The sequence below is a fragment of the Streptomyces sp. ACA25 genome (assembly GCF_028200735.1).
GTDB lineage: Bacteria > Actinomycetota > Actinomycetes > Streptomycetales > Streptomycetaceae > Streptomyces.
On the sequence record NZ_JAQKPV010000004.1, the window covers coordinates 319,769 to 338,295 of the forward strand.

General features: G+C 72.5%; 17 protein-coding genes. 9 read left to right on the top strand and 8 right to left on the bottom strand.

The features are described from left to right. Positions 1-155 precede the first annotated feature (155 nt). The 3 genes from PJ985_RS09535 to PJ985_RS09545 all read left to right on the top strand — a co-directional run bounded on the left by PJ985_RS09535 (position 156) and on the right by PJ985_RS09545 (position 3,655). Positions 156-1,526, top strand: coding sequence for a multidrug effflux MFS transporter (locus PJ985_RS09535; protein ID WP_271683167.1), 1,371 nt, complete (start codon positions 156-158; stop codon positions 1,524-1,526). Beyond that, positions 1,505-2,575, top strand: a complete 1,071-nt coding sequence (locus PJ985_RS09540; RefSeq protein WP_271683168.1) for a serine hydrolase domain-containing protein — start codon at positions 1,505-1,507, stop codon at positions 2,573-2,575. The genes PJ985_RS09535 and PJ985_RS09540 overlap by 22 nt, the downstream gene beginning before the upstream one ends. A 90-nt stretch (positions 2,576-2,665) precedes the next feature. Further along, entirely contained in the window at positions 2,666-3,655 is a 990-nt protein-coding gene (locus PJ985_RS09545; protein WP_271683169.1) for a small ribosomal subunit Rsm22 family protein, read from the top strand. A gap of 24 nt (positions 3,656-3,679) precedes the next feature. On the opposite strand, the gene ddaH is transcribed toward PJ985_RS09545, so the two are convergent. Beyond that, positions 3,680-4,555, bottom strand: coding sequence for a dimethylargininase (gene ddaH / locus PJ985_RS09550; protein ID WP_443033446.1), 876 nt, complete (start codon positions 4,553-4,555; stop codon positions 3,680-3,682). Positions 4,556-4,838: 283 nt separating this feature from the next. Here ddaH and PJ985_RS09555 point away from each other — a divergent pair, with 283 nt between their 5' ends. Then, positions 4,839-5,558, top strand: a complete 720-nt coding sequence (locus PJ985_RS09555; protein ID WP_271683170.1) for a bifunctional DNA primase/polymerase — start codon at positions 4,839-4,841, stop codon at positions 5,556-5,558. 168 nt (positions 5,559-5,726) lie between these two features. Here the strand turns inward: PJ985_RS09555 and PJ985_RS09560 are convergent, their stop codons facing one another. After that, positions 5,727-6,698: a hypothetical protein gene (locus PJ985_RS09560; protein WP_271683171.1), complete on the bottom strand. Its 972-nt coding sequence runs from the start codon at positions 6,696-6,698 to the stop codon at positions 5,727-5,729. A gap of 261 nt (positions 6,699-6,959) precedes the next feature. On the opposite strand from PJ985_RS09560, the gene PJ985_RS09565 reads away from it, so the two are divergent. Beyond that, positions 6,960-7,655, top strand: a complete 696-nt coding sequence (locus PJ985_RS09565; RefSeq protein ID WP_271683261.1) for a CDP-alcohol phosphatidyltransferase family protein — start codon at positions 6,960-6,962, stop codon at positions 7,653-7,655. Here the strand turns inward: PJ985_RS09565 and PJ985_RS09570 are convergent. Continuing rightward, positions 7,633-8,082 (bottom strand): adenylyltransferase/cytidyltransferase family protein, encoded by a 450-nt coding sequence (locus PJ985_RS09570; protein ID WP_271683172.1) that lies wholly within the window; start codon positions 8,080-8,082, stop codon positions 7,633-7,635. The two genes, PJ985_RS09565 and PJ985_RS09570, sit on opposite strands and share 23 nt — an antisense overlap. A 245-nt stretch (positions 8,083-8,327) precedes the next feature. Here PJ985_RS09570 and PJ985_RS09575 point away from each other — a divergent pair, with 245 nt between their 5' ends. The 3 genes from PJ985_RS09575 to PJ985_RS09585 all read left to right on the top strand — a co-directional run bounded on the left by PJ985_RS09575 (position 8,328) and on the right by PJ985_RS09585 (position 12,579). Beyond that, complete coding sequence (locus PJ985_RS09575) at positions 8,328-9,536, top strand: glycosyltransferase family 4 protein (RefSeq protein WP_271683262.1); 1,209 nt, start codon at positions 8,328-8,330, stop codon at positions 9,534-9,536. Continuing rightward, positions 9,533-11,284, top strand: a complete 1,752-nt coding sequence (locus tag PJ985_RS09580; protein WP_271683173.1) for a lipopolysaccharide biosynthesis protein — start codon at positions 9,533-9,535, stop codon at positions 11,282-11,284. The genes PJ985_RS09575 and PJ985_RS09580 overlap by 4 nt, the downstream gene beginning before the upstream one ends. 89 nt (positions 11,285-11,373) lie before the next feature. Beyond that, on the top strand, positions 11,374-12,579 hold the full coding sequence (locus tag PJ985_RS09585) for a hypothetical protein (protein WP_271683263.1): 1,206 nt from the start codon (positions 11,374-11,376) through the stop codon (positions 12,577-12,579). A 143-nt stretch (positions 12,580-12,722) separates the two neighbouring features. On the opposite strand, the gene PJ985_RS09590 is transcribed toward PJ985_RS09585, so the two are convergent. From PJ985_RS09590 to PJ985_RS09600, 3 genes are all read right to left on the bottom strand, one after another. Beyond that, positions 12,723-12,914 (bottom strand): hypothetical protein, encoded by a 192-nt coding sequence (locus tag PJ985_RS09590; RefSeq protein WP_271683174.1) that lies wholly within the window; start codon positions 12,912-12,914, stop codon positions 12,723-12,725. Between the two features lie 728 nt (positions 12,915-13,642). Continuing rightward, positions 13,643-14,098 carry a hypothetical protein gene (locus PJ985_RS09595; RefSeq protein WP_271683175.1) on the bottom strand — a complete coding sequence of 152 codons (456 nt, stop codon included), beginning with the start codon at positions 14,096-14,098 and terminating at the stop codon, positions 13,643-13,645. A gap of 184 nt (positions 14,099-14,282) precedes the next feature. Continuing rightward, the gene (locus tag PJ985_RS09600; protein WP_271683176.1) at positions 14,283-15,752 is read right to left on the bottom strand and encodes a hypothetical protein; all 1,470 of its coding nucleotides are present in this window, start codon (positions 15,750-15,752) and stop codon (positions 14,283-14,285) included. A 177-nt stretch (positions 15,753-15,929) separates the two neighbouring features. Here PJ985_RS09600 and PJ985_RS09605 point away from each other — a divergent pair, with 177 nt between their 5' ends. Beyond that, complete coding sequence (locus tag PJ985_RS09605; protein ID WP_271683177.1) at positions 15,930-17,084, top strand: glycosyltransferase; 1,155 nt, start codon at positions 15,930-15,932, stop codon at positions 17,082-17,084. Here PJ985_RS09605 and PJ985_RS09610 read toward each other — a convergent pair. Both PJ985_RS09610 and PJ985_RS09615 read right to left on the bottom strand, forming a co-directional pair. Next, a complete protein-coding gene (locus tag PJ985_RS09610; protein WP_271683178.1) occupies positions 17,065-17,937 on the bottom strand; it encodes a glycosyltransferase family 2 protein in 873 nt (290 codons plus the stop codon). The two genes, PJ985_RS09605 and PJ985_RS09610, sit on opposite strands and share 20 nt — an antisense overlap. Before the next feature lie 7 nt (positions 17,938-17,944). Further along, positions 17,945-18,514: a hypothetical protein gene (locus PJ985_RS09615; protein WP_271683179.1), complete on the bottom strand. Its 570-nt coding sequence runs from the start codon at positions 18,512-18,514 to the stop codon at positions 17,945-17,947. Between the last annotated feature and the right edge of the window lie 13 nt (positions 18,515-18,527).

Consider the following 18,527-nt stretch of genomic DNA (forward strand, 5'->3'; position numbering starts at 1 on the left):
GGCCGGCGGTGCCCGGCCGCCGCGCCGGTCCGGCGGCCCCACGGACGTGACGCACACCTCAGGCCGAGGGGTGAGACCCGCGCACAAACCACTGGGGCCCGAGGAACAGGTCATGGGATGATCGGGCCGTTCCGCACAAGCCACCGGAGAGGTGCATGACCCAGCCCGGCCAACCCTGCCCGGTCGCCACCGAAGGCGGCCCGCCCGGCATCGGCGTCCACGACACCGCAGCCGCTCCTTCCGCTCCCCTCATACCCGGGGCCTCCCCGGATCCCGGCCCGGTACTCCGGCCGGATGCTTCCGGCGCCCCACCGATCTCCCGCCGCCACCGGGCCGGCCTGCTGATCACTCTCATCCTCGGCAGTCTTTCCGCGCTTCCCGCGCTGTCCATGGACCTCTACCTGCCGGCTCTGCCGGAGGTCGGCCGCATCATGGACACCAGCGCCTCGAACGTCCAGCTCACGCTCACCGCCTGCCTGCTCGGACTGGCCCTCGGGCAGCTCGTCGTCGGACCGATGAGCGATCAGCTCGGCCGCCGACGGCCGTTGATGGTCGGCATGGGCGGATTCGTCGTCGCCTCCGTCGCCTGCGCCTTCGCCCCCACGATCGAGAGCCTCAGCGCCTTCCGGCTCATTCAGGGACTGGCCGGCGCCGCCGGGATCGTCATCGCCCGGGCCATTGTCCGGGACCTGTTCGACGGCCTGGCGATGGCCCGGTTCTTCTCGACGCTGATGCTGATCGCCGGCGCCGCCCCCGTCCTGGCGCCCGTCATCGGCGGGCAGCTGCTGCTCGTCACCGACTGGCGCGGGCTGTTCGTCATCCTCGGCGCCTTCGGCCTGGTCCTCATGCTGATCGCGGCACGCTGGCTGCCCGAGACCCTGCCCCCGGAACAGCGCACCCGCGGCGGCGTGCCGTCCGCGCTGCGCGCCATGGGCGGTCTCTGGAAGGACCGGGTGTTCACCGGACACCTCCTCACCGGCGCCCTCACGTTCGGCGCGCTCTTCGCCTATGTGGCCGCCTCCCCGTTCGTCGTGCAGGAGATCTACGGCGCCTCCGCCCAGACCTTCAGCATGCTGTTCATGGTCAACGCCCTCGGCATGGTGGTGGTCAGCCAGATCAACGGCAAGGTACTCGTCGGCCGGGTGTCGCTGAACGCGGTCATAGCCGTCGGTCTGCTCCTCATCGGCGGCGCGTCCCTCGCCCTGCTGCTGATGACCGCCGGGGCGTTCGGTGAGATCGGCCTGCTGCCCGTGACCTGCGCGTTGTTCGTGCTGATGTCGGCGATGGCTCTGGTGCTGCCGAACACCAACTCGCAAGGGCTGATGCGCACCCCGCACGCGGCCGGGTCGGCCTCCGCACTGCTCGGCGCGTCGCTGTTCCTGGTCGGTGCCCTCGCCTCCCCGCTCGTGGGGGTCGCGGGCGAGCACACGGCCGTTCCGATGGCCGTGGTGCAGCTGAGTGCGACCGTGCTCGCCGGGGCCAGCTTCGTCGTACTCTGCCGTCCATGGCGACGCCGGAGCATCTGACCCCCGCGGCGGAGCTCGCCGCGCTCGTCCGGGAGGTCTCCGCGCTGGCGGAGGGCGGGCGCCCCTGGTGCGCCGGGGCGGTGGTACTGGCCGGCCGTGGCCCCGGTGTTCTGGTGCGCCACACCACGGGCTGGGCCGTGCGGTATGCCGCCCGGGGCCGCGAGCGGGCCCGGGCGGACTGGGTCCCGATGCGCGCGGACACCCTCTTCGACCTCGCCTCCCTGACGAAGCTGTTCACCGCCGTCGCCACCGTCCAGCAGGCCGAACGCGGAGCACTGGCCCTGGACGGGCCGGCCGCCGACCACGTTCCCGAGTTCGCCGCGGCAGGCAAGGCGGCGGTGACCGTGCGGCAGCTGCTCACCCACACCTCCGGGCTCCGGCCCGAGCTGCCCTTCCACGACGGCGGCGGCCTCGGGCTGCTGTGGCGGGAGGTGCCGGTCACCGAACCGGGCAGCACCTACCGTTACTCCGACCTCAACTTCCTCGCGCTGCAGCAGGTGCTGGAGCGAGTGACCGGGCAGCGCCTCGACGTGCTCGTCCGGGACGGCATCACCGCCCCGCTGGGCATGGACGACACCCGCTACGGACCCGTACCGGCGGCCGGGGCGGCCGCCACCGAGGATCAGCGCAGACCCTGGGCGAAGGCCGACCGCGGCCTGCTGCGCGGCGAGGTGCACGACGAGAACGCGCACGCGCTCGGCGGCATCGCGGGGCACGCCGGGCTGTTCTCCACGGCCGGTGACCTGGGCCGGCTGTGCCGGGCACTGCTCGCCGGCGGCCCGCCGCTCCTCACTCCCGAGTCGGCCGCCCTGCTGCTCGACCCGCCCGGTCTGGGCTTCGCCGTCGACCAGCCGTACTTCATGGGGGAGCTGGCGGGCCACGGCGCGGCCGGCCACACCGGCTTCACCGGCACCAGTCTGGTGCTCGACCGGCACACCGGCGGCTACCTGGTCCTGCTCGCGAACACCGTTCACCCGGTCCGTCCGCGGCGGCCCGACAGCACCCCGCGGGCCCGGGCCGCCACCCGGCTCGCCCGGGCGCTGCGCTGACCGCGCCCGGCCCCGGGGCCGTCCCCGCCCCGGAACCCCGGGGCGGCCACCGGGGGCCCGCACCCTCGCGCCGTCTCCTACACTGCACCGGTGAACAGCACCGCCGACGAGCTCCGCGCCGCCCTCGACCGCCTGCTCGACGGGCTCCCCCCGACGCAGGTCACCGGCACGGTCGAGCGGCTGATGGGGCACTACCGGGGCCATGGCACGACCGGCTCACCCATCCTGCGCGACCGGGCCGACGTGGCCGCCTATGCCGCCTACCGGATGCCCGCCACCTTCCAGGCGGTGGCGGGCGCACTGACGGAGCTCGCGGACCGGATGCCCGGCTGGTCACCCTCCGGCCACACCGATGTGGGCGGCGGCACCGGCTCCGCGGTCTGGGCGGCGGCGGCCCGGTGGCCGGGGCAGAACCGGCCGACCACCGTGCTCGACTGGGCGGAGCCCGCGCTGGAGCTGGGACGCGAGCTGGCCGCCGCCTCCGGCGACCCGGCGCTGCGCGCGGCACAGTGGTGCCGCCAGGCGTTCGACGACGCGCCCGAACTGCCGGCGGCGGATCTGGTGACGGTCTCCTACGTGCTCGGTGAACTCACCGGCCCGGCCCGCTCGGCGGTGGTCTCCGCCGCGGCCGGGGCCGGCCGGGCCGTGGTCCTGGTGGAGCCCGGGACCCCGGCCGGCTACCTGCGCATCCGGCAGGCCCGTGATCAGCTGATCGCGGGCGGGCTGACCGTGCTGGCACCCTGCCCGCACGACGACCGGTGCCCGATCGAGGTCGGCGCCGACTGGTGCCACTTCGCCGCCCGGGTGAACCGCTCCGCCCTGCACCGGCGGATCAAGGGCGGCTCGCTGCCGTACGAGGACGAGAAGTACAGCTATGTCGCAGCCGTCCGTGACCCGGGGCCGGCCACTCCGGCCGCGTCCCGCATCGTCCGCAGGCCGCAGCTGCGCAAGGGCCAGGTGCTCCTCGACCTGTGCGAGCCCGAGGAAGGGCTGCGGCGCGGGACGGTCACCAAGCGGGACCGCGAGCAGTACCGGGCCGCCCGCGACGCCGGCTGGGGTGCGCCCTGGCCGCCGCCCTGAGTGACGCGGCCCCCGGCACCGGAGCTATCCGCCGGCAGCGCCCGCGGCCCCGGCTGCGCCCGCGGCCCCGGCTGCGCCCGCTCTGCGGTGGCCGCCGCGCAGCTCGGCCGTGCAGCACTTGACGCTGCCGCCGCCCTTGAGCAGCTCCGTGAGGTCGGTGGGCACCGGCTCGTATCCACGGTCCCGCAGCGGGCCGAACAGCCCTTGGGCCTCCTGCGGCAGAAAGACGTGGTGGCCGTCGGAGACGGCGTTGAGACCGAGCGCCAGTGCGTCCGCCTCCTCGGCGAGCACCGCGTCGGGGAAGAGCCGGGCGAGCACGGCGCGGCTGCCGGGTGAGAAGGCCGGCGGGTAGTACATGACCGCGTCGTCACGTGTGTCGTCGAGCACGGCGAACGCGGTGTCCAGGTGGTAGAACCGGGGGTCGACGAGGTCGAGGCCGAGGACGGGGCGGCCGAAGAACTCCTGGGCCTCCGGGTGGGACAGCGGGCTGCTGCGGAAGCCCCGGCCGGCCAGCAGCCAGGAGGCGGTCACCGCGAAGTCGCCCTCACCCTCGTTGACGTGTTCCGGCCGTCTGACCTCCGCCGCGCTGTGCTCCCGGTGCCAGGCGTGATGCCGCTCGGCTTCGTCCTGCCGTTCCGGATGGGCGAAGCGGGCCCCGAGCACCCGGCCGTCGATCACGGTGGCCCCGTTGGCGGCGTAGACCATGTCGGGGAGCCCCGGGTGCGGGGTCAGCTCCTCCACGGTGTGGCCCAGGGAGCGGTAGCGGTCGCGCAGAGTCTCCCACTGAGCGAGCGCCAGCGACAGCTCCACCGGCTTGTCCGGGTCCATCCACGGATTGATGGAGTAGCTGACCCGGAAATACTCCGGCGGGCACATCAGATAGCTGCGAGGTCGGTACAAAGGGGGTCTCCTCACGTCAGCCGGGTGGTCGGTGTGAGCCCATGGTGCGCCCTGTCGGGACGGAAATCATGAGGCTGTGCTGATGATTCCGGTACCGGCAGGCCGGGGCGGCGCCGGCGGCTCCCGGCCGGAGCTCACGGGTGGGGCGGGTGGTGCGGGGGAATATTCGGCGGCGCGCCGGGCTTGTAGGAGGTCCGATTACCCATAGGCCCCGCTCACAGGGCAGGATGGCGGAAAGACGGCCAGGCGGGCCCTCGGACGGAAGTGAGGCGGTTGACAGCCCATGGAACGCGAGAGCAGGATCCCCCGCTGGCTGCGCCGGAACGGCCGGAACGTCCGGAACGCGGCAGCCACCGAAGCCGCCGCGCTGGCTCGTGAGGAACTGCTGCTCGCCGCTGCCGATGCCGGATTCCCGCTGGCCATGGCCGCCTACCCGCACGACTACGGCTGTTCCTGCGAGCGCATCGGCTGCCCCACGCCTGCCCGCCATCCCGTCTCCTTCGCCTGGCAGACCCAGGCCACCACGGACCGGGACCAGGTCCTGCGCTGGCTGCGCGCAGACCCGGAGGCCAACGTCATCACCGCCACCGGTCAGGCCCACGACGTGCTCGACGTACCCCTGTCCGCCGGCGAGGCAGCCCTGGAGCGGCTGACGGCCGGAGGGGTGGACACCGGCCCGGTGGCCGTCACCGATCCGGACCGGATGCTGTTCTTCACCAGGACGCGCGGCACCCCGGCGGACGAGGACGAGTGGTGGCCGTGCGAGCTGGACTGCCGCCCCGAGACCATGGACGAGCACCCCGGGCTGCGCTGGCACTGCCGCGGCAGCTACGTACTGCTGCCGCCTTCCCGGGTCCCCGGCCGGGGCGGGGTCCGCTGGCTGCGCGGCCCCGAGCTGCCGCTGCCCGAGCCGCTCACGCTGCTGGAGACGCTGACCGACGCCTGCGCCGAGCTCGCCGCGAGCGGGCAGGAAGTCGAGCCGAGCGCCTGGCCCGCACGCTAGGCCCAGGGCTGCGTCCCTCGTCGCGCGTACCCGGGCCCCGGCCCCACGGTGGCGACATGACGCCGGTCCGGCGCCCGATGGACACCTGCGGCGCGTTTCCACGCCGCCGGAACGGCCCTTTCCCCGTGGGAACCGCCCGCCCCGGCCCTCCCGGCTGCCGGGGTGCCGTCAGCCGCCGCTCGCCGACACCGCCCCGCTGATCCGGTTCAGCAGCGCGATGCCCTCGTCACCCGCCGCCGGGACGTGCGCGACCTGCATCGCCATGCGCACGGTGGTCAGGGTGCGCTCGGCCGGGCTCTCCAGAAGCGCCTCGACGTACTGGTCGACCACCAGCGGCTCGCCTTCCGCCATGGTCTTCCGCTCGTGGTGGTGCGAACCGAAGAACACCAGAGCGCCGCCGTCCGCGGTGCGCAGCGCGGCCGGGGCGTAGGCCTCCTCCTCGGCGGGCAGATCCCGGAACTCGGTCACGTAGGCCGGGTCGTTGTTGGCGGAATCCCGTTTCTCCCACTCCCCGGACGTGTAGGAGCTCTCGGCGAACGGACCTTCCTGGTCCTGCAGGTGGGCGGTGTAGGCCGCACTCAGATCCCCCGGCGCGACAGTGCGACGGGAGTCCGCCTCCCGGGGCACCGCCTCGGCGAAGCCGTCCTCGTCCTCGCTGAACTCCGGAACCCGGTCCGCGGGAAGAACGGAAAGGTAGGAGGCCCGCCAGTCCTCATCGACGCGGCTGCGGGTGAACACCAGCAGCCAGCGGTTCGTCCCGTGCCGGCTGCTCAGCGAGTCCGCGACGAAGAACTTGGGCCAGCCGGCCTGCTGCGGTATCAGGAACCGGGTGTCGGTGAACTCCAGGTCCTGGTACTGCTCGTTCCCCTCGGGGTGCACGGTGCCGCGTGACCGGAGCCCGGCCTGGTTGATCGCCCCCAGCGGACCGGTCTCGATGGTGAGGTTCAGCGCGGTGTCGAAGGCGGGGTTGGCCTCGTTGCTGACCGCCGTGTACTCCGCCAGCACCCGCTCGGCCTCCTCCTCGGACACCGCCGGAATCACCGCCTGCTCCCCGTGCACCGTGAGGCAGCCCGACAGGGACACCGTCAGTGCCAGGACCAGCGCTGCCGCGGTGGCCGACACCCGTGCTCTCGCCCGCATCGTGGGACCCTCCCCCTTGCTTCCTGGGCACCAGCCCTTGGCCGGAGCATCGTATCCGGGCCCCAACTCCGTGTTCCGCATGGGATGATGCCCTGCGTCACGTCAGCGCGGCGGCCGGGCGGGGGCACGGATGGGGTGGAAAACCGGATGACGGAAGCGACAACGGCAGGCAGCGGCACGACGGCCGGCCCGGGGGACCCGGCCCCCACTGGGGGCGGGGATGCGGCCCGGCCGGAGACGTTCGGAGCGGCGCTGCGGCAGCTGCGCGGAGCGCAGAAGTCCGGCAAGGGCGTCTCGCTCTACTCCCGCTACGTCAACCGTCCTCTGGGCCGGATCCTGGCCGCCGCCGCCTACCGGGCGGGCCTCACCCCGAACGGCGTCACCGGGATCAGCGCACTCTTCAGCGGTGCCGCCATCGCGGCTGTCGCGCTGGTCCAGCCGTCCTGGCTGCTCGCCGCGGGTGTCTGGGCCGCGCTGGTGACCGGCTTCGCGCTGGACTCCGCCGACGGTCAGCTGGCCAGGCTGCGACAGGAGTCGAGCCCGGCGGGGGAGTGGCTGGACCACGTGGTGGACTGCGCCAAGATCACCGCACTGCACGCGGCCGTACTGATCTCCTTCCACCGCTTCTTCGACCTGCCGCACGACGGCTGGCTGCTGGTGCCGCTGGCGTTCCAGTTCGCGGCCGTGCTCATCTTCTGCGCCGGTCTGCTCACGGACAAGCTGAAGCCCGGGCCGCGGCCCGGCAGCCCGTCCGCCGCACCGTCCCGGGTCCGGGCCGTCGCCCTGCTGCCCGCCGACTACGGCGTGCTGTGCACCGTCTTCCTGCTGCTCGGCAGTCAGGCCGCCTTCCGCGCCGGCTACGCGCTGCTGTGCGCGGTCCACCTGCTCTTCCTCGCGGCGTTCCTGGTGAAGTGGTTCCGTGAGCTGGCGGCCGTCAGGCCTCCGCTCCCCTCGTGACGGCCGGTGCCGCCAGCGCGTCCAGGGCGCCTCTCAGCTGCGTGCTCGACGTGTGCACGGTGTACGGGAAGTAGACGATCTCGACGCCGACCGTCGCGAAGTCACGCTCGAGCTTGTCGCCCTTCGGCGTGCCACGCCAGTCGTCACCCTTGAAGAGCCGGTCGAACCGCACCTGTTGCCAGGTCTCCAGCTTGTCCGGCACCGTTTCCACGAAGGCCGCGTCCACGAAGCGGATGCTCCGCACGATCTCCAGCCGCTCCACCAGCGGGACAACCGGAGGCTTTCCCTTGGCCAGGACCGCCATCTCGTCCGAGACCACGCCCGCGACCAGGTAGTCGCAACGGCTCTTCGCGTGCCGGAGAATGTTCAGGTGCCCGATGTGAAAGAGGTCGTAGACCCCTGGTGCGTAACCCACCGTGTGCCGCATACGCAGTGACCCCCCGGTCAGCTCTCCGGCGTTCCGCCCCCGCGCGATAGCCGGCTCGTCCCGACGATAGCGTCAACCCGCCCTGTCGCAACGGCTATCTGACACACCGTACGGTTCTGCGGATAGGCTGTGCACCACATGCGGCCGGGGGGCGGCTCTGCCGGGGGAGGAGATGAACGGTGCGCGACAAGCCTGCGGAGATACGCGAGCGGCTGCTTCTGGTGTCGACCAACTATGCCCCGGAAATGGCCGGAATCGGCCCCTACGCCACCCAGGTCGCCGAACACTGGGCAGCGGAACGGCACGCAGAGGTCCATGTGCTGGCCGGGATGCCCCATTACCCCGCCTGGCGCACCGACCCCGCCTACCGCGGTGTGTGGCGCACCCTGGACCGGCGCGCGGGAGTCCTCGTCCACAGAAGACGCCACTCCGTACCGGTCCGCCAGACCGCAGCACGCCGTGCCCTCTACGAGGCGTCGATCCTGGCGCACGGCTGGCTGTCCCCGCCCAGGATGGGCCGCCCCGACGCGGTGGTCGCCCAGATGCCCAGCCTGGCCGGAGGGTTACTCGCCGCCCGCTTCGCCCGGCGGCACGGAGCCCCCTTCGTCCCGGTCGTCCAGGACCTGATGGGTGCCGCCGCCGTGCAGAGCGGGATCGACGGCGGAGGCCGCGCCGCCGCGGCCGCCACCGCAGTGGAACGACAGGTCCTGCGCTCCGCCACCCTGGTCGGCATCATCCACGAGTCCTTCCGCGACCGGGTCCGGGACCTGGGCGTCCACGCCGACCGCATCCGGCTCGTCCCCAACTGGTCCCATGTCTCCCGGCCCACCGCCACCCGCGCACAGACCCGTGCCCGCCTCGGCTGGGCCCCCGGCGAGACCGTCCTGCTGCACTCCGGGAACATGGGCCTCAAGCAGGGCCTGGAGGTCCTGGTCGAGACCGCCCGTACGACGCCGGCCCTGCGCGTCGTGCTCATGGGGGACGGCAGCCGCCGGGAACACCTCCGGCAACTCGCGGCCGGCGTGCCCAACATCGACTTCCTGCCGCCCTGCGACGCCGATGACTTCCCCGACACCCTCGCCGCCGCCGACGCTCTCGTCGTCACCCAGCTGGCGTCGGTACTCGACATGAGCGTGCCCTCCAAGCTCACCTCGTACTTCATGGCCGCCCGCCCGGTGATCGGCTCGGTCGCCGACAGCGGCGGCACCGCCGAGGAGATCCGCCGCTCCGACGCCGGCTGGCTCGTGCCCCCGGAGAACCCCGCCGCCCTGGCAGCCGCGGCCGCCGAACTGGCCGCCGACCCGGCCGCCGCCGACACCATCGGCGCCCGCGGCTACGACTACGCCCGCACTCACCTCAGCCAGTCCGCCGGCCTGCGCCGGATCTCCGCCCTGCTCGACGAAGCGCTGGCCGCCCACCAGCCCCGCACCACCCCGGGAGGGACCGCTTCATGAAGGACGGCACGCCTCGGGAGGAGCACCGCGGCGCCCCCGGCCACGACGAACCCGACCTGCTGCGCGAACAGTTCCGGCAGCTGCTGCGCTACCGGCTGCTCCTCGCCGCCGGGGTGCTCCTCGGACTCCTCGGAGGCGGATACCTCGGGCTCTCCGCCGGGAGCACCTACATCGCCAGCAGCGAGGTCAAGGTACGGGAACCCACCTCGGACCCTTTCACGGGCCGCGTCCTGGACCGGGTGGCCATGGGGTCCGAACGCCGCACAGCGGTCAGCGACCTCGTCGCCGGACGGGCAGCGGACGCAGTCGGCATTCCGGCCGCCCGGGCCGGGGGCCTCAAACGCGACCTGCAGGTCAGCAACCCGCCCAACACCGAGGTCCTGCGCTTCTCCTACACCGCCGACGCCCCGGAGACCGCCGCCCGGTACGCCAACGCCTTCGTCTCCGCCTACCTGGAAGTCCGCCAGGAAGCCGCCGACGACACCGTCGAGCGGATGGCGGAAGCCCTCAGGACCCAGCGCGAGCCGCTCGAGGAACGCAGTGCGGAACTGGAAGCGGAGATAGCCGAGGCGCCGGAGGGGACCGCCGCCCACCAGCAGGCCACCGCCCGTCAGACCCTCCTGCTCGGGCAGATCGGGGAAATCAACGCCGCGATCAGCTCCGTGACCTCCCTCGACACCACCGGCGGCGTCGTCATCACGGTGGCCACCGCCCCCGAAAGCCCTTCCGGCCCCGGACTCGGCCTGCTCCTCGGCCTCGGCGGCGCCGTCGGCGCCGGACTCGGCCTGCTGGCAGCCTGGCTGCGGCTCGTCTTCGACCCCCGGGTGCGTTCCGCAGGTGACGTCAGCCGCGCCCTGCGTGCCCCGGTCCTCGGAGAGCTCCCCCGGGCCTCCCGCGAGGACCCGGACCAGCTCCTCGCCGAAGGAAGACTCGCCGAGGAATACCGCTCGGTGGCGTTCCGCCTCGCCTACGACGAGACCTTCGCGCAGCGCCGGCGCCTGCTCGTCGTCGCCCCCCGAGGCAGCATCGAGACCCCGCTGGCCGCCTCCGTGAACCTGGCCGCGGCGTTCGCCGAGATGGGCATGGACCCGCTCCTGATCGAGGCCGACCTGCGCACCCCCACCCTCACCGACCAGCTGCGCCACGCCGACGGCGTACGCCCCGGATGGGCCGGCGCCTCCGGCCGCGGCGAGAGCGGCTGGCCGGCCGGGGTCCGGGTGCCCATCGACGCCGGCGAGTCCGGCATCTTCGACCTGGTGCCCGGACGCCGGGTCCGCAACGTGCCACGGGCCCTGACCTCCGCGGCAGCCAGCCGGCTCATCACCCACGCCGACGACAAAGGCGCGGTCGTCGTCGTGCTGGCCCCCGCGGTGCTCTCCTACGCCGACGCCATAGCACTGATCGACCGGGTGGACGGTGTGGTGGTCGTCTGCGACCCGAGGGACGTCCGCCGCGACGACCTGGCCCGCGTACGGGAGCTCGTGGTGGGCGCCGGCGGCCTGCTGCTCGGAGCGGTGCTGCACTCCTGGGGCGCCGGCAGCGACCGGCGGGCCGACGCCGACGCCCCGTCCCGCGCTCGCACCCCGCTCCGGCCGGGCAGCACCGCAGGCGGCACCGGAACCGCCGGCACTGCCCGCCGTGTCAGTCCGGAGGGCCGGGCGGGCAGCACCCGCGACATCAGCTCCGAGACCATGGGGCTGCGCATCCTCGACCCGTCCGAACTCGAAGAACGCAACCCGCGGAAGTGACCCGGGACCAGCCTGACGCGCAGGAACCCGACACCGCACCGCCCCCGGCCGCACCACCGGTGCGGCCGCACCGGGGAACGAAAGCGGTGATGGCCGCCTCGGTGGCCGACCAGGGCGTCGCGGCACTCACCAACATCCTCGTCGTGGTGTTCGTCGCCCGGCAGTCCACCGCAGCCGGTTTCGCGTCCTTCGCCGTTGTCTACACCGTCTTCGCCGTGCTGCTCGGGGCCTCCACCGCCTACGTCGGGCAGGCCCTGGTGCTGCGCCGCGGACCGGCCCCCGAAGTGAGCCGGCACTGCCGCAGCTCCGCGGTCTTCACCCTGACCGCCTCCACCTGCCTCGGCGCGGTGCTCGCGGCCGGCGGCCTCCTGATCCCCGGCGAACTCGCCACCGGGCTGGGTGCCCTGGGACTGGTACTGCCGCTGGTCCTCACCCAGGACGCACTGCGCTACGCGTTCTCCGTCCTCGGGCTGCCGCACCACGCACTCGCCGCCGACGCGCTGCGGCTGGCCGCGGTCGTCCCGGTACTCGCCGCGCAGCCCTACGGCACCGGCCCGGCGCGCATGGTGCTGCTGTGGGGGCTCTCGGCCCTCCCCGCCCTCCTCCTCGGCACGCTCCTGCTGCTCCGCGCCACCCGGGGCGCCGGGCCGCTCGCCGTCCGGTCCCTGGTGCGCCGGGACCACCTCGGGCGGCGCTTCGTCGTGGAGTTCGGCTTCGGCAACGCCGGCACACAACTCGCCATCATCGGCCTCGGGCTGTTCGCCAGCCCACTGGCCGTGGGGGCGCTGCGCGGCGCCACCACACTCTTCGGGCCGATGAACGTACTCTTCAACGCGGTCACCGGATTCGGGCCCCCGCTGCTCAACCGGCTGACCGACGCCCGCCGCAAAGCCCGCGCGGCGGCCCTGGCAGGCACCGTCCTGGCCGCCGTCGCCGCCGTCTGGGCAACCGTCCTGGCCCTCCTCCCCGCCACCGCCGGACGCCAACTCCTCGGCGAGACCTGGGACTCGGCCGCCGCCCTGCTGCCCGCCACCGGCAGCCAGTACGCCGCCATGGCGCTGGGCACCTGCGGCCTCCTCACCCTGCGCGTGCTGCGCCCCCGCACCACGCTGTCCCTGCAGATCGCGTTCTCCCTGTTCTCCGTCGCCTGCCTGCTGGGCGGCTACGCCCTCGGCGGGGTCCTCGGTGCGGCCTGGGGCCTGTGCCTCGGCTCGGCAACCAAGGCCGCCGCCACCTGGCTCCGCACCCGTGCCATCCTCCGCGAACCGGACGGCATCGACGACCGGGCCCGGTGACGAACGCCCTGTCGTGCCCAGGGCGTGTGGCAGGGTCTGGGTGCGTTCAGCCGGGAGCTGAATGGGGCCGTCGGGGAGTTGTTCGGAGCCTTCGCATTTGAGCATGTCCTGTGCGATGAACCGGAGGAGGTCTGCGCCGGCGCTCAGGATTGGGCTGTCCTGAGGGGTTTCGTCTTCAGTCCAGGGTTGTGAGGTGCCGAATTCATCTCGTCGCTGGAGCTGTGGGACGCCAGCCCCAGCAGGTGCCCCACGTGCTCCTGGGTGGCGGCGACGAGTTCGTGGCGCTCGTCGCCGATCGCCCCGACGGACGAGGTGGTGAGCCAGAATGCCGCCACGCCTTCGGCGCCCATGCCGAGCCGCCACCCGCTCGGCGAACGCCGGATCCTGTGCGTACTTCTCCGCCAGCTTGTTGAACTCTCTGAGCTCGTCGTCGGAGAGGGCCGGCCGCTCACTGAGCTCGAGCAGACGCCCGCTGTCGGCGTGTGCCTGTTCTGCTGCGTGCAGACCGCTGTACTCCACGCCGGTGAAGCTGTGCGGGTCGTGTCCCACCGCGTCCCGGAGAGCCGTCCCCAATAAGTGGTCGGTCTCCGCTGCTTCCGCGAGGACCTGTTCCACCCGCTCCTTCATTGCCGTGATCCGGGCCTGGCCGTCGTAATTGCTGTCCGGGTTCATCTCCAGCTCTTTGATCGCCTTCGGCGTCAGCGCTATCCACCCGCCCGCGCTGATGCGCAGGTCCCAGGAGGTGTTGTATCTCGTCGACGATCCGTTCCAGCCGGTCCTGATGCGTCCTGAACCGTTCGTGGCCGTCCCGCAGCACGTGGTAGACGGTCCGGGGTCCGGGCGGCGCGGGCCACCTGCTCTGCCTGGTCCAGCACGAACGGGACCGTCACCGTCGCGTTCAGCCCTTCCCAGGTGGTCCTGCGGGCCTTGTCAGCCATGCCACCGGGGTCCTGCGCGATCTCCTCGGCCTGGTCCAGGCGCACCGACTTGGCCAGCCACTCGGTCGCGGCCTGCGACAGCGCGCCCACCCGCAGGTCGGTCAGAGCGCGGAAGGAGATACCGCTCACTGCGGACCGTCCTGCGCGAAGCGTGCGAGGGGAGAGGCGGGCTGCTCGGATCCGCTGTTCCGCATATCCAGGGCGATCCATTCCTCGTTCGCCCGGTGGCTCTCCACCGAGTAGTTGAGGTGGTTGGATATCTTTCCGGAGGACTGCTCCAGGGTGGCCAGCTGGGCGGGCCACATTTCCCGGAGCGTGTGGAGAGCGCGGCCGGTGTCGAAGATGTCCTTGCGGAAGTGGATTGCGGCCAGGTGGGTCTCGCTGTCGTCCCCGCGAACGTGCGTGTCGAGAATTCCGTGGATCGTGAACGCGTCGCCACCGATGGGGCCGACCTCGTCCGAGCGGATCAGCAGACCCTCCGATACGCTACCGCCGTCGTGCATCTGGCTGTTCAGACTCGTGCGGGCCCGGTCCTGTGCTCCGGCCGACAGTGCTTCCGCCCAGAACGGTGAATGCGCCATCTGCTCCCCCTGTCCGGGCAACGGAGACTCCGCCGGGCCGCAGGCCGGCCCTCCCCCGAACGGCCGGGCTCCCCGCAGGCCTTCCCGCCGCGCAGCGCTCCCCAGTCCCCGTTCCCGCTGTGTCCGGAACGAGTGTGACGCAGAGGTCAGCGAGGGGCAACTCCCGGTGTCCGGGGGGCAGGTGTCAGCGGAGCTGGTGGGAGGGGCTCTCGCGGAAGGTGGTGATCAGCGCCACACAGAGTGCGGCGATCGCGATGCGGCCGGTCGCCTGGAGCAGGGGGCCGCGCAGCAGGATGAAGCTGTATCCGGCGATGACCGGTACCACCACGGCAAGCACGTTCCCGGGTGCCGGATCGTCCACGGTGAGACGGACGTAGCGGCGGTCGACACGGGCCGCGAAATAGCCGAGGCCGAGGAAGCCTCCCGCCATGCCCAGGGGGCCGAAGTCCAGCCAGAGTTCGGCCCACAGCGGGGAGGAGAGGTTGGTGTTGGTCATGCCCATCCACTCACCCACCCGGACGCCGGAGTCCAGGGGTTTCTCCGGCCAGATCGCGCGGGGCACGAAGAACAGTACCGAGCCGCTGAGCTGCCGGCCGTAGGAGTGCCCGGCGCCGTCGTCGGCGTAGGTGAGGGTGTTGGCGAACATGCCGATCTGGTCGTAGTCCTTGATGACCAGCGGCTCCAGCGCGGAGCTTGCGTCCACCAGCCGGTGGCCGTCGTCGGCGTACCGGAAGCGGTCCGCGAAAGGGAAGAGCAGCAGCGCGATGACCACCCCGAGGGCGAGGGAGGACCGGTACATCACCGGGCTGCGCGGGAACATCGTGAAGAGCAGGGCGAACAGCACCGTGAGGAACCAGTAGCGGGGATTGGACACCGGGTTGTTGACCACGCAGTTGATGATCACCAGGCCCGCCCAGGGGAGCACCACCGACGGGCTGCGGCGGGCCTGGCGGGAGGTCACCAGCCAGCGGGTCAGGAAGAGAAGTGCGAGCAGCGCCGGCACCGTGCCGAAGCCCCGCATCATGGCGTTGCCGACCTCACCGGTGACCTCGTCCAGTGGCGCGCCGGAGGCGATGTCCAGACCGTCGCTGATCTCCTCACGGCTGGTGAAGAAGAGTCCCAGACCGCCGAGCCGGACGATCAGCAGGCCGCTGCCCGCGTAGGCGACAGCCACCAGGACGTAGAGCCGGGTGCGGTGCACCCGGGCCGGTTCCCGGACCCGGCGGCGCAGCGCCGGACGGTGCCGGCTCAGCAGCACGCCGATGTCGAAGGCCACCATGCCGAGCAGGACCAGGGCGGTGGCGAGCACGGTGTCCGACCGCGGGCCGATCACCGGTGTCGGGTCGCGGCCGAGGACGCTCTGTGCCAGCGGGGCGATTCCCATGGCCAGGTAGCAGAAGAGCCAGAAGGTGCCCTGTACCAGCCGTCGCCGCCAGGACAGCACCATCGCGCACAGCCGGGTCCCGGCGTACATGGCGACGGTGAGCTGGAGGAGGAACGCCGTGTCGCGGACACCGTCACCCGGCTGGGCGGCCACGGCCAGCGGCAGGAGGGCCACGACGCCGAAAATGAGCGGCAGGGCGGTGGCCCGGGAGAGCGCGGTGCGCCGCACCCCCGGGGCTTCCTGCGGGTGCGTGCGGTCGTGCAGATCCACGGCCAACGCTGCCCACCCCCGACCTGATGTGAGTCCCCGGACCGGAGTCTACTGGCCGCGCGGAGGGGTACGGGCGCTTGCGGTGTATACCGCGGATCGTCCGCCAACTAGCCTGCCTCTTAATAGTCTTGGGGGAGTTGATCCGGTGGGAGTCCACCGGTCGGGAGGGGACCCGCTGTGAGAGTTCTGCATGTCGTCACGCTGCACACACCTACGCACCGGTTCGGTGGGCCGACGCGCGTCGCACTGCATCTGGCCCGGGGGCAGCGAGCCCGGGGGGACCGGGCGACCGTGCTGGCCCTGGGGGACGGGTTCGAGGGCGAGCAGCCCCGCGAGGTCGACGGGGTTCCGGTGAAGCTGTTCCCGGCCCGTCATGTGTTGCCCCGGTTCGAGGTCAGCGGCATCACCTCGCCGGCGCTGCTCGCCCGGGCGTGGGCTTATGTGCAGTCCGCCGATGTGGTTCATGTGCATCTGATGCGGGACCTGGTGACGCTGCCGGTCGCGTTGGTGGCGTTGCAGGCGCGGCGGCCGCTGGTGCTGCAGACCCACGGCATGGTCGACCCCTCGGACAAGCGGGTCGCCCGGCTGGTGGATGTCCTGGGGATGCGCCGGGTGCTGAAGAAGGCGGACGCCGTGCTGCACCTGACCGCCACGGAGCGGGACGCGACGGCCGCGGTGGTCGCCCCGGAGCCGATGGCTCCGGCGTACCGGCTGGTCAACGGGGTGCCGGTGCAGAAGGAGGTGCGTCCCACGGGCGTGGGCCGGCCGCCGACGGTGCTGTTCGCCGCCCGTCTGCAGGACGTGAAGCGGCCGCAGGACTTCGTCTCGGCGATGCCCACGGTGCTCAAGGAGCACCCGGAGGCGCGGTTCGTCATGGCGGGGCCGGACACCGGGCCGCTCGCCGCGGACATGCTGGCGCTGGCCCGGCGCCTGGGAGTGGAGCACGCCCTTGAGTACCTTGGGCCGCTGCCGCACGCGGAAGTGCTGCGGCGGATGCGGACCGCGGACGTGTACGTCCTGCCGTCGATCTTCGAGCCGTTCGCCGTCTCGGCGCTGGAGGCGATGTCGGTGGGTGTGCCGGTGGTTGTCACCGGCAGCGGGGGCGTGTCGCCCGATGTGGCGGCGGCGGGTGCCGGGCGGGTCGTGGACAGTGTGGCGGATGCCGACAACGGTGAGCTGGTGGGCCGCGCGGTGTGCGAGCTGCTCGAGCCCGCCGCGAACGCCGAGGCGTCCGCGGCGGGACTTCGGGTCATCCGGGAGCGGTTCACCGACGACTCGGTGGTGGAGTCGCTGGCGGAGATCTACGGGCGGGTCATGGCCGCTCGCCGGTGAGGGTGTTCGAGGTGCCCGGGGCGCCGGCCCCCCGGGCCATCTCGCGGGCCTTGAGCCCGATCTGCCAGCGGTAGAAGCTCAGCCCGAGGGCGTAGTCCAGACCGGCCCGGCCGTCCAGGAAGCCGCGCTTGTACACGTATCCGTAGGCGAAGGACAGCAGCGGCTTCAGTGGTGCCCGGTGGAACAGCCGGCCCTGCCGGGTCTTGGCGATCCGGATCTCCTCGCGCACCACGGGGTTGACCTCCAGCCAGGCCTCCCAGTCGGCGTAGCGGGAATGCCGGTCGATCCAGGAGCCGACCGGGTCCAGGTCGCGGTGCTCGATGGTGCCGGTGAGCCGGTATGCCGGTTCGGCGATGGGCTGGTAGTGGCCCTCCACCTCGCCCATGCCGGGGGCGGCCAGGTCGTCGGGTTCCGGGAAGTGCGCCCGGGTGCGGTCCACCAGGGAGCGTTTCACGATGGTGTGGCCGTGCCGCAGCCGCCGTCCCGCGAACCAGTAGCCGAGCGGGATGTCGAACGCCGCGGGTCTGACCGGGCGGCCGTCGAGGAAGATGCGGCGCAGCTCGGCGAGCAGTTCCGGGCTGACGGCCTCGTCCCCGTCCAGCGCGAGAATCCAGTCGGTCTCCGGGTGCACATGGTCCATGCACCACTGCTTCTTCCGGGGGTACTTGCCGTCCCAGGTGTACGGCATCACCTCGGCTCCCTCCGCTTTCGCGAGGTCCCGGGTCCCGTCCGTGCTGTCGGAGTCCACGACCACGACCGCCTGGAAGTGGTCGATGACCGACCGCACGGCGTGGGTGATGTTCTCCGCCTCGTTCTTGGTGGGGATCGCCACCACGATCGGAAGCTTCGTCACGCGCGCTTCAGTCCTTTCCTCGTGCTTCGGTGAGCAGGGGCCGGTGTTCCGGACAGAGCGATCCGATGGCGTCCTCGGCGTTCTCGATCTCACCGTCCCGCAGGGCTTCGACGGCGCCTGCCCGGTCGTGCCGGGACAGGTAGCCGACCCGCCGGCAGGCTTCCCGGCCGGAGTCGAGGATCGCCGCCGGGTCGGCGCCCTCGGGCACCCGGTCCTTGAGATAGTCGCGTTCCTCGGCGGTGAACTCGCGTTCCTCCGGGGCGAGTAGCTCGTCCTCGGGCACCGGCTTGCCCAGCCGGTCCGGGTCGTGGCTGTCCTGGATGCCGGTGCCGGGAGCGCCGCCGGAGCTGTCGGGAGCGGTGCCGTCCCGGACCGTCTCCTCCGGGCCCTCCCCGTCGTCGCCGTCGTCCGGGTCGTCCTGGTCGCGGGGGCCGTCCTCGTGCGCCTCGGGGGACGGTGCCGTGGAACTGTCCGCGGACTGTGCCGGGCGTGCGGCGGCAGCGTCTCCGTCGTCGCTGCCGCCGCTGCATGCGGTGAGTGCCGCGGCGGCCACCAGGACGGCCGCCGCGGCACTCACCGGAACTCTGCGC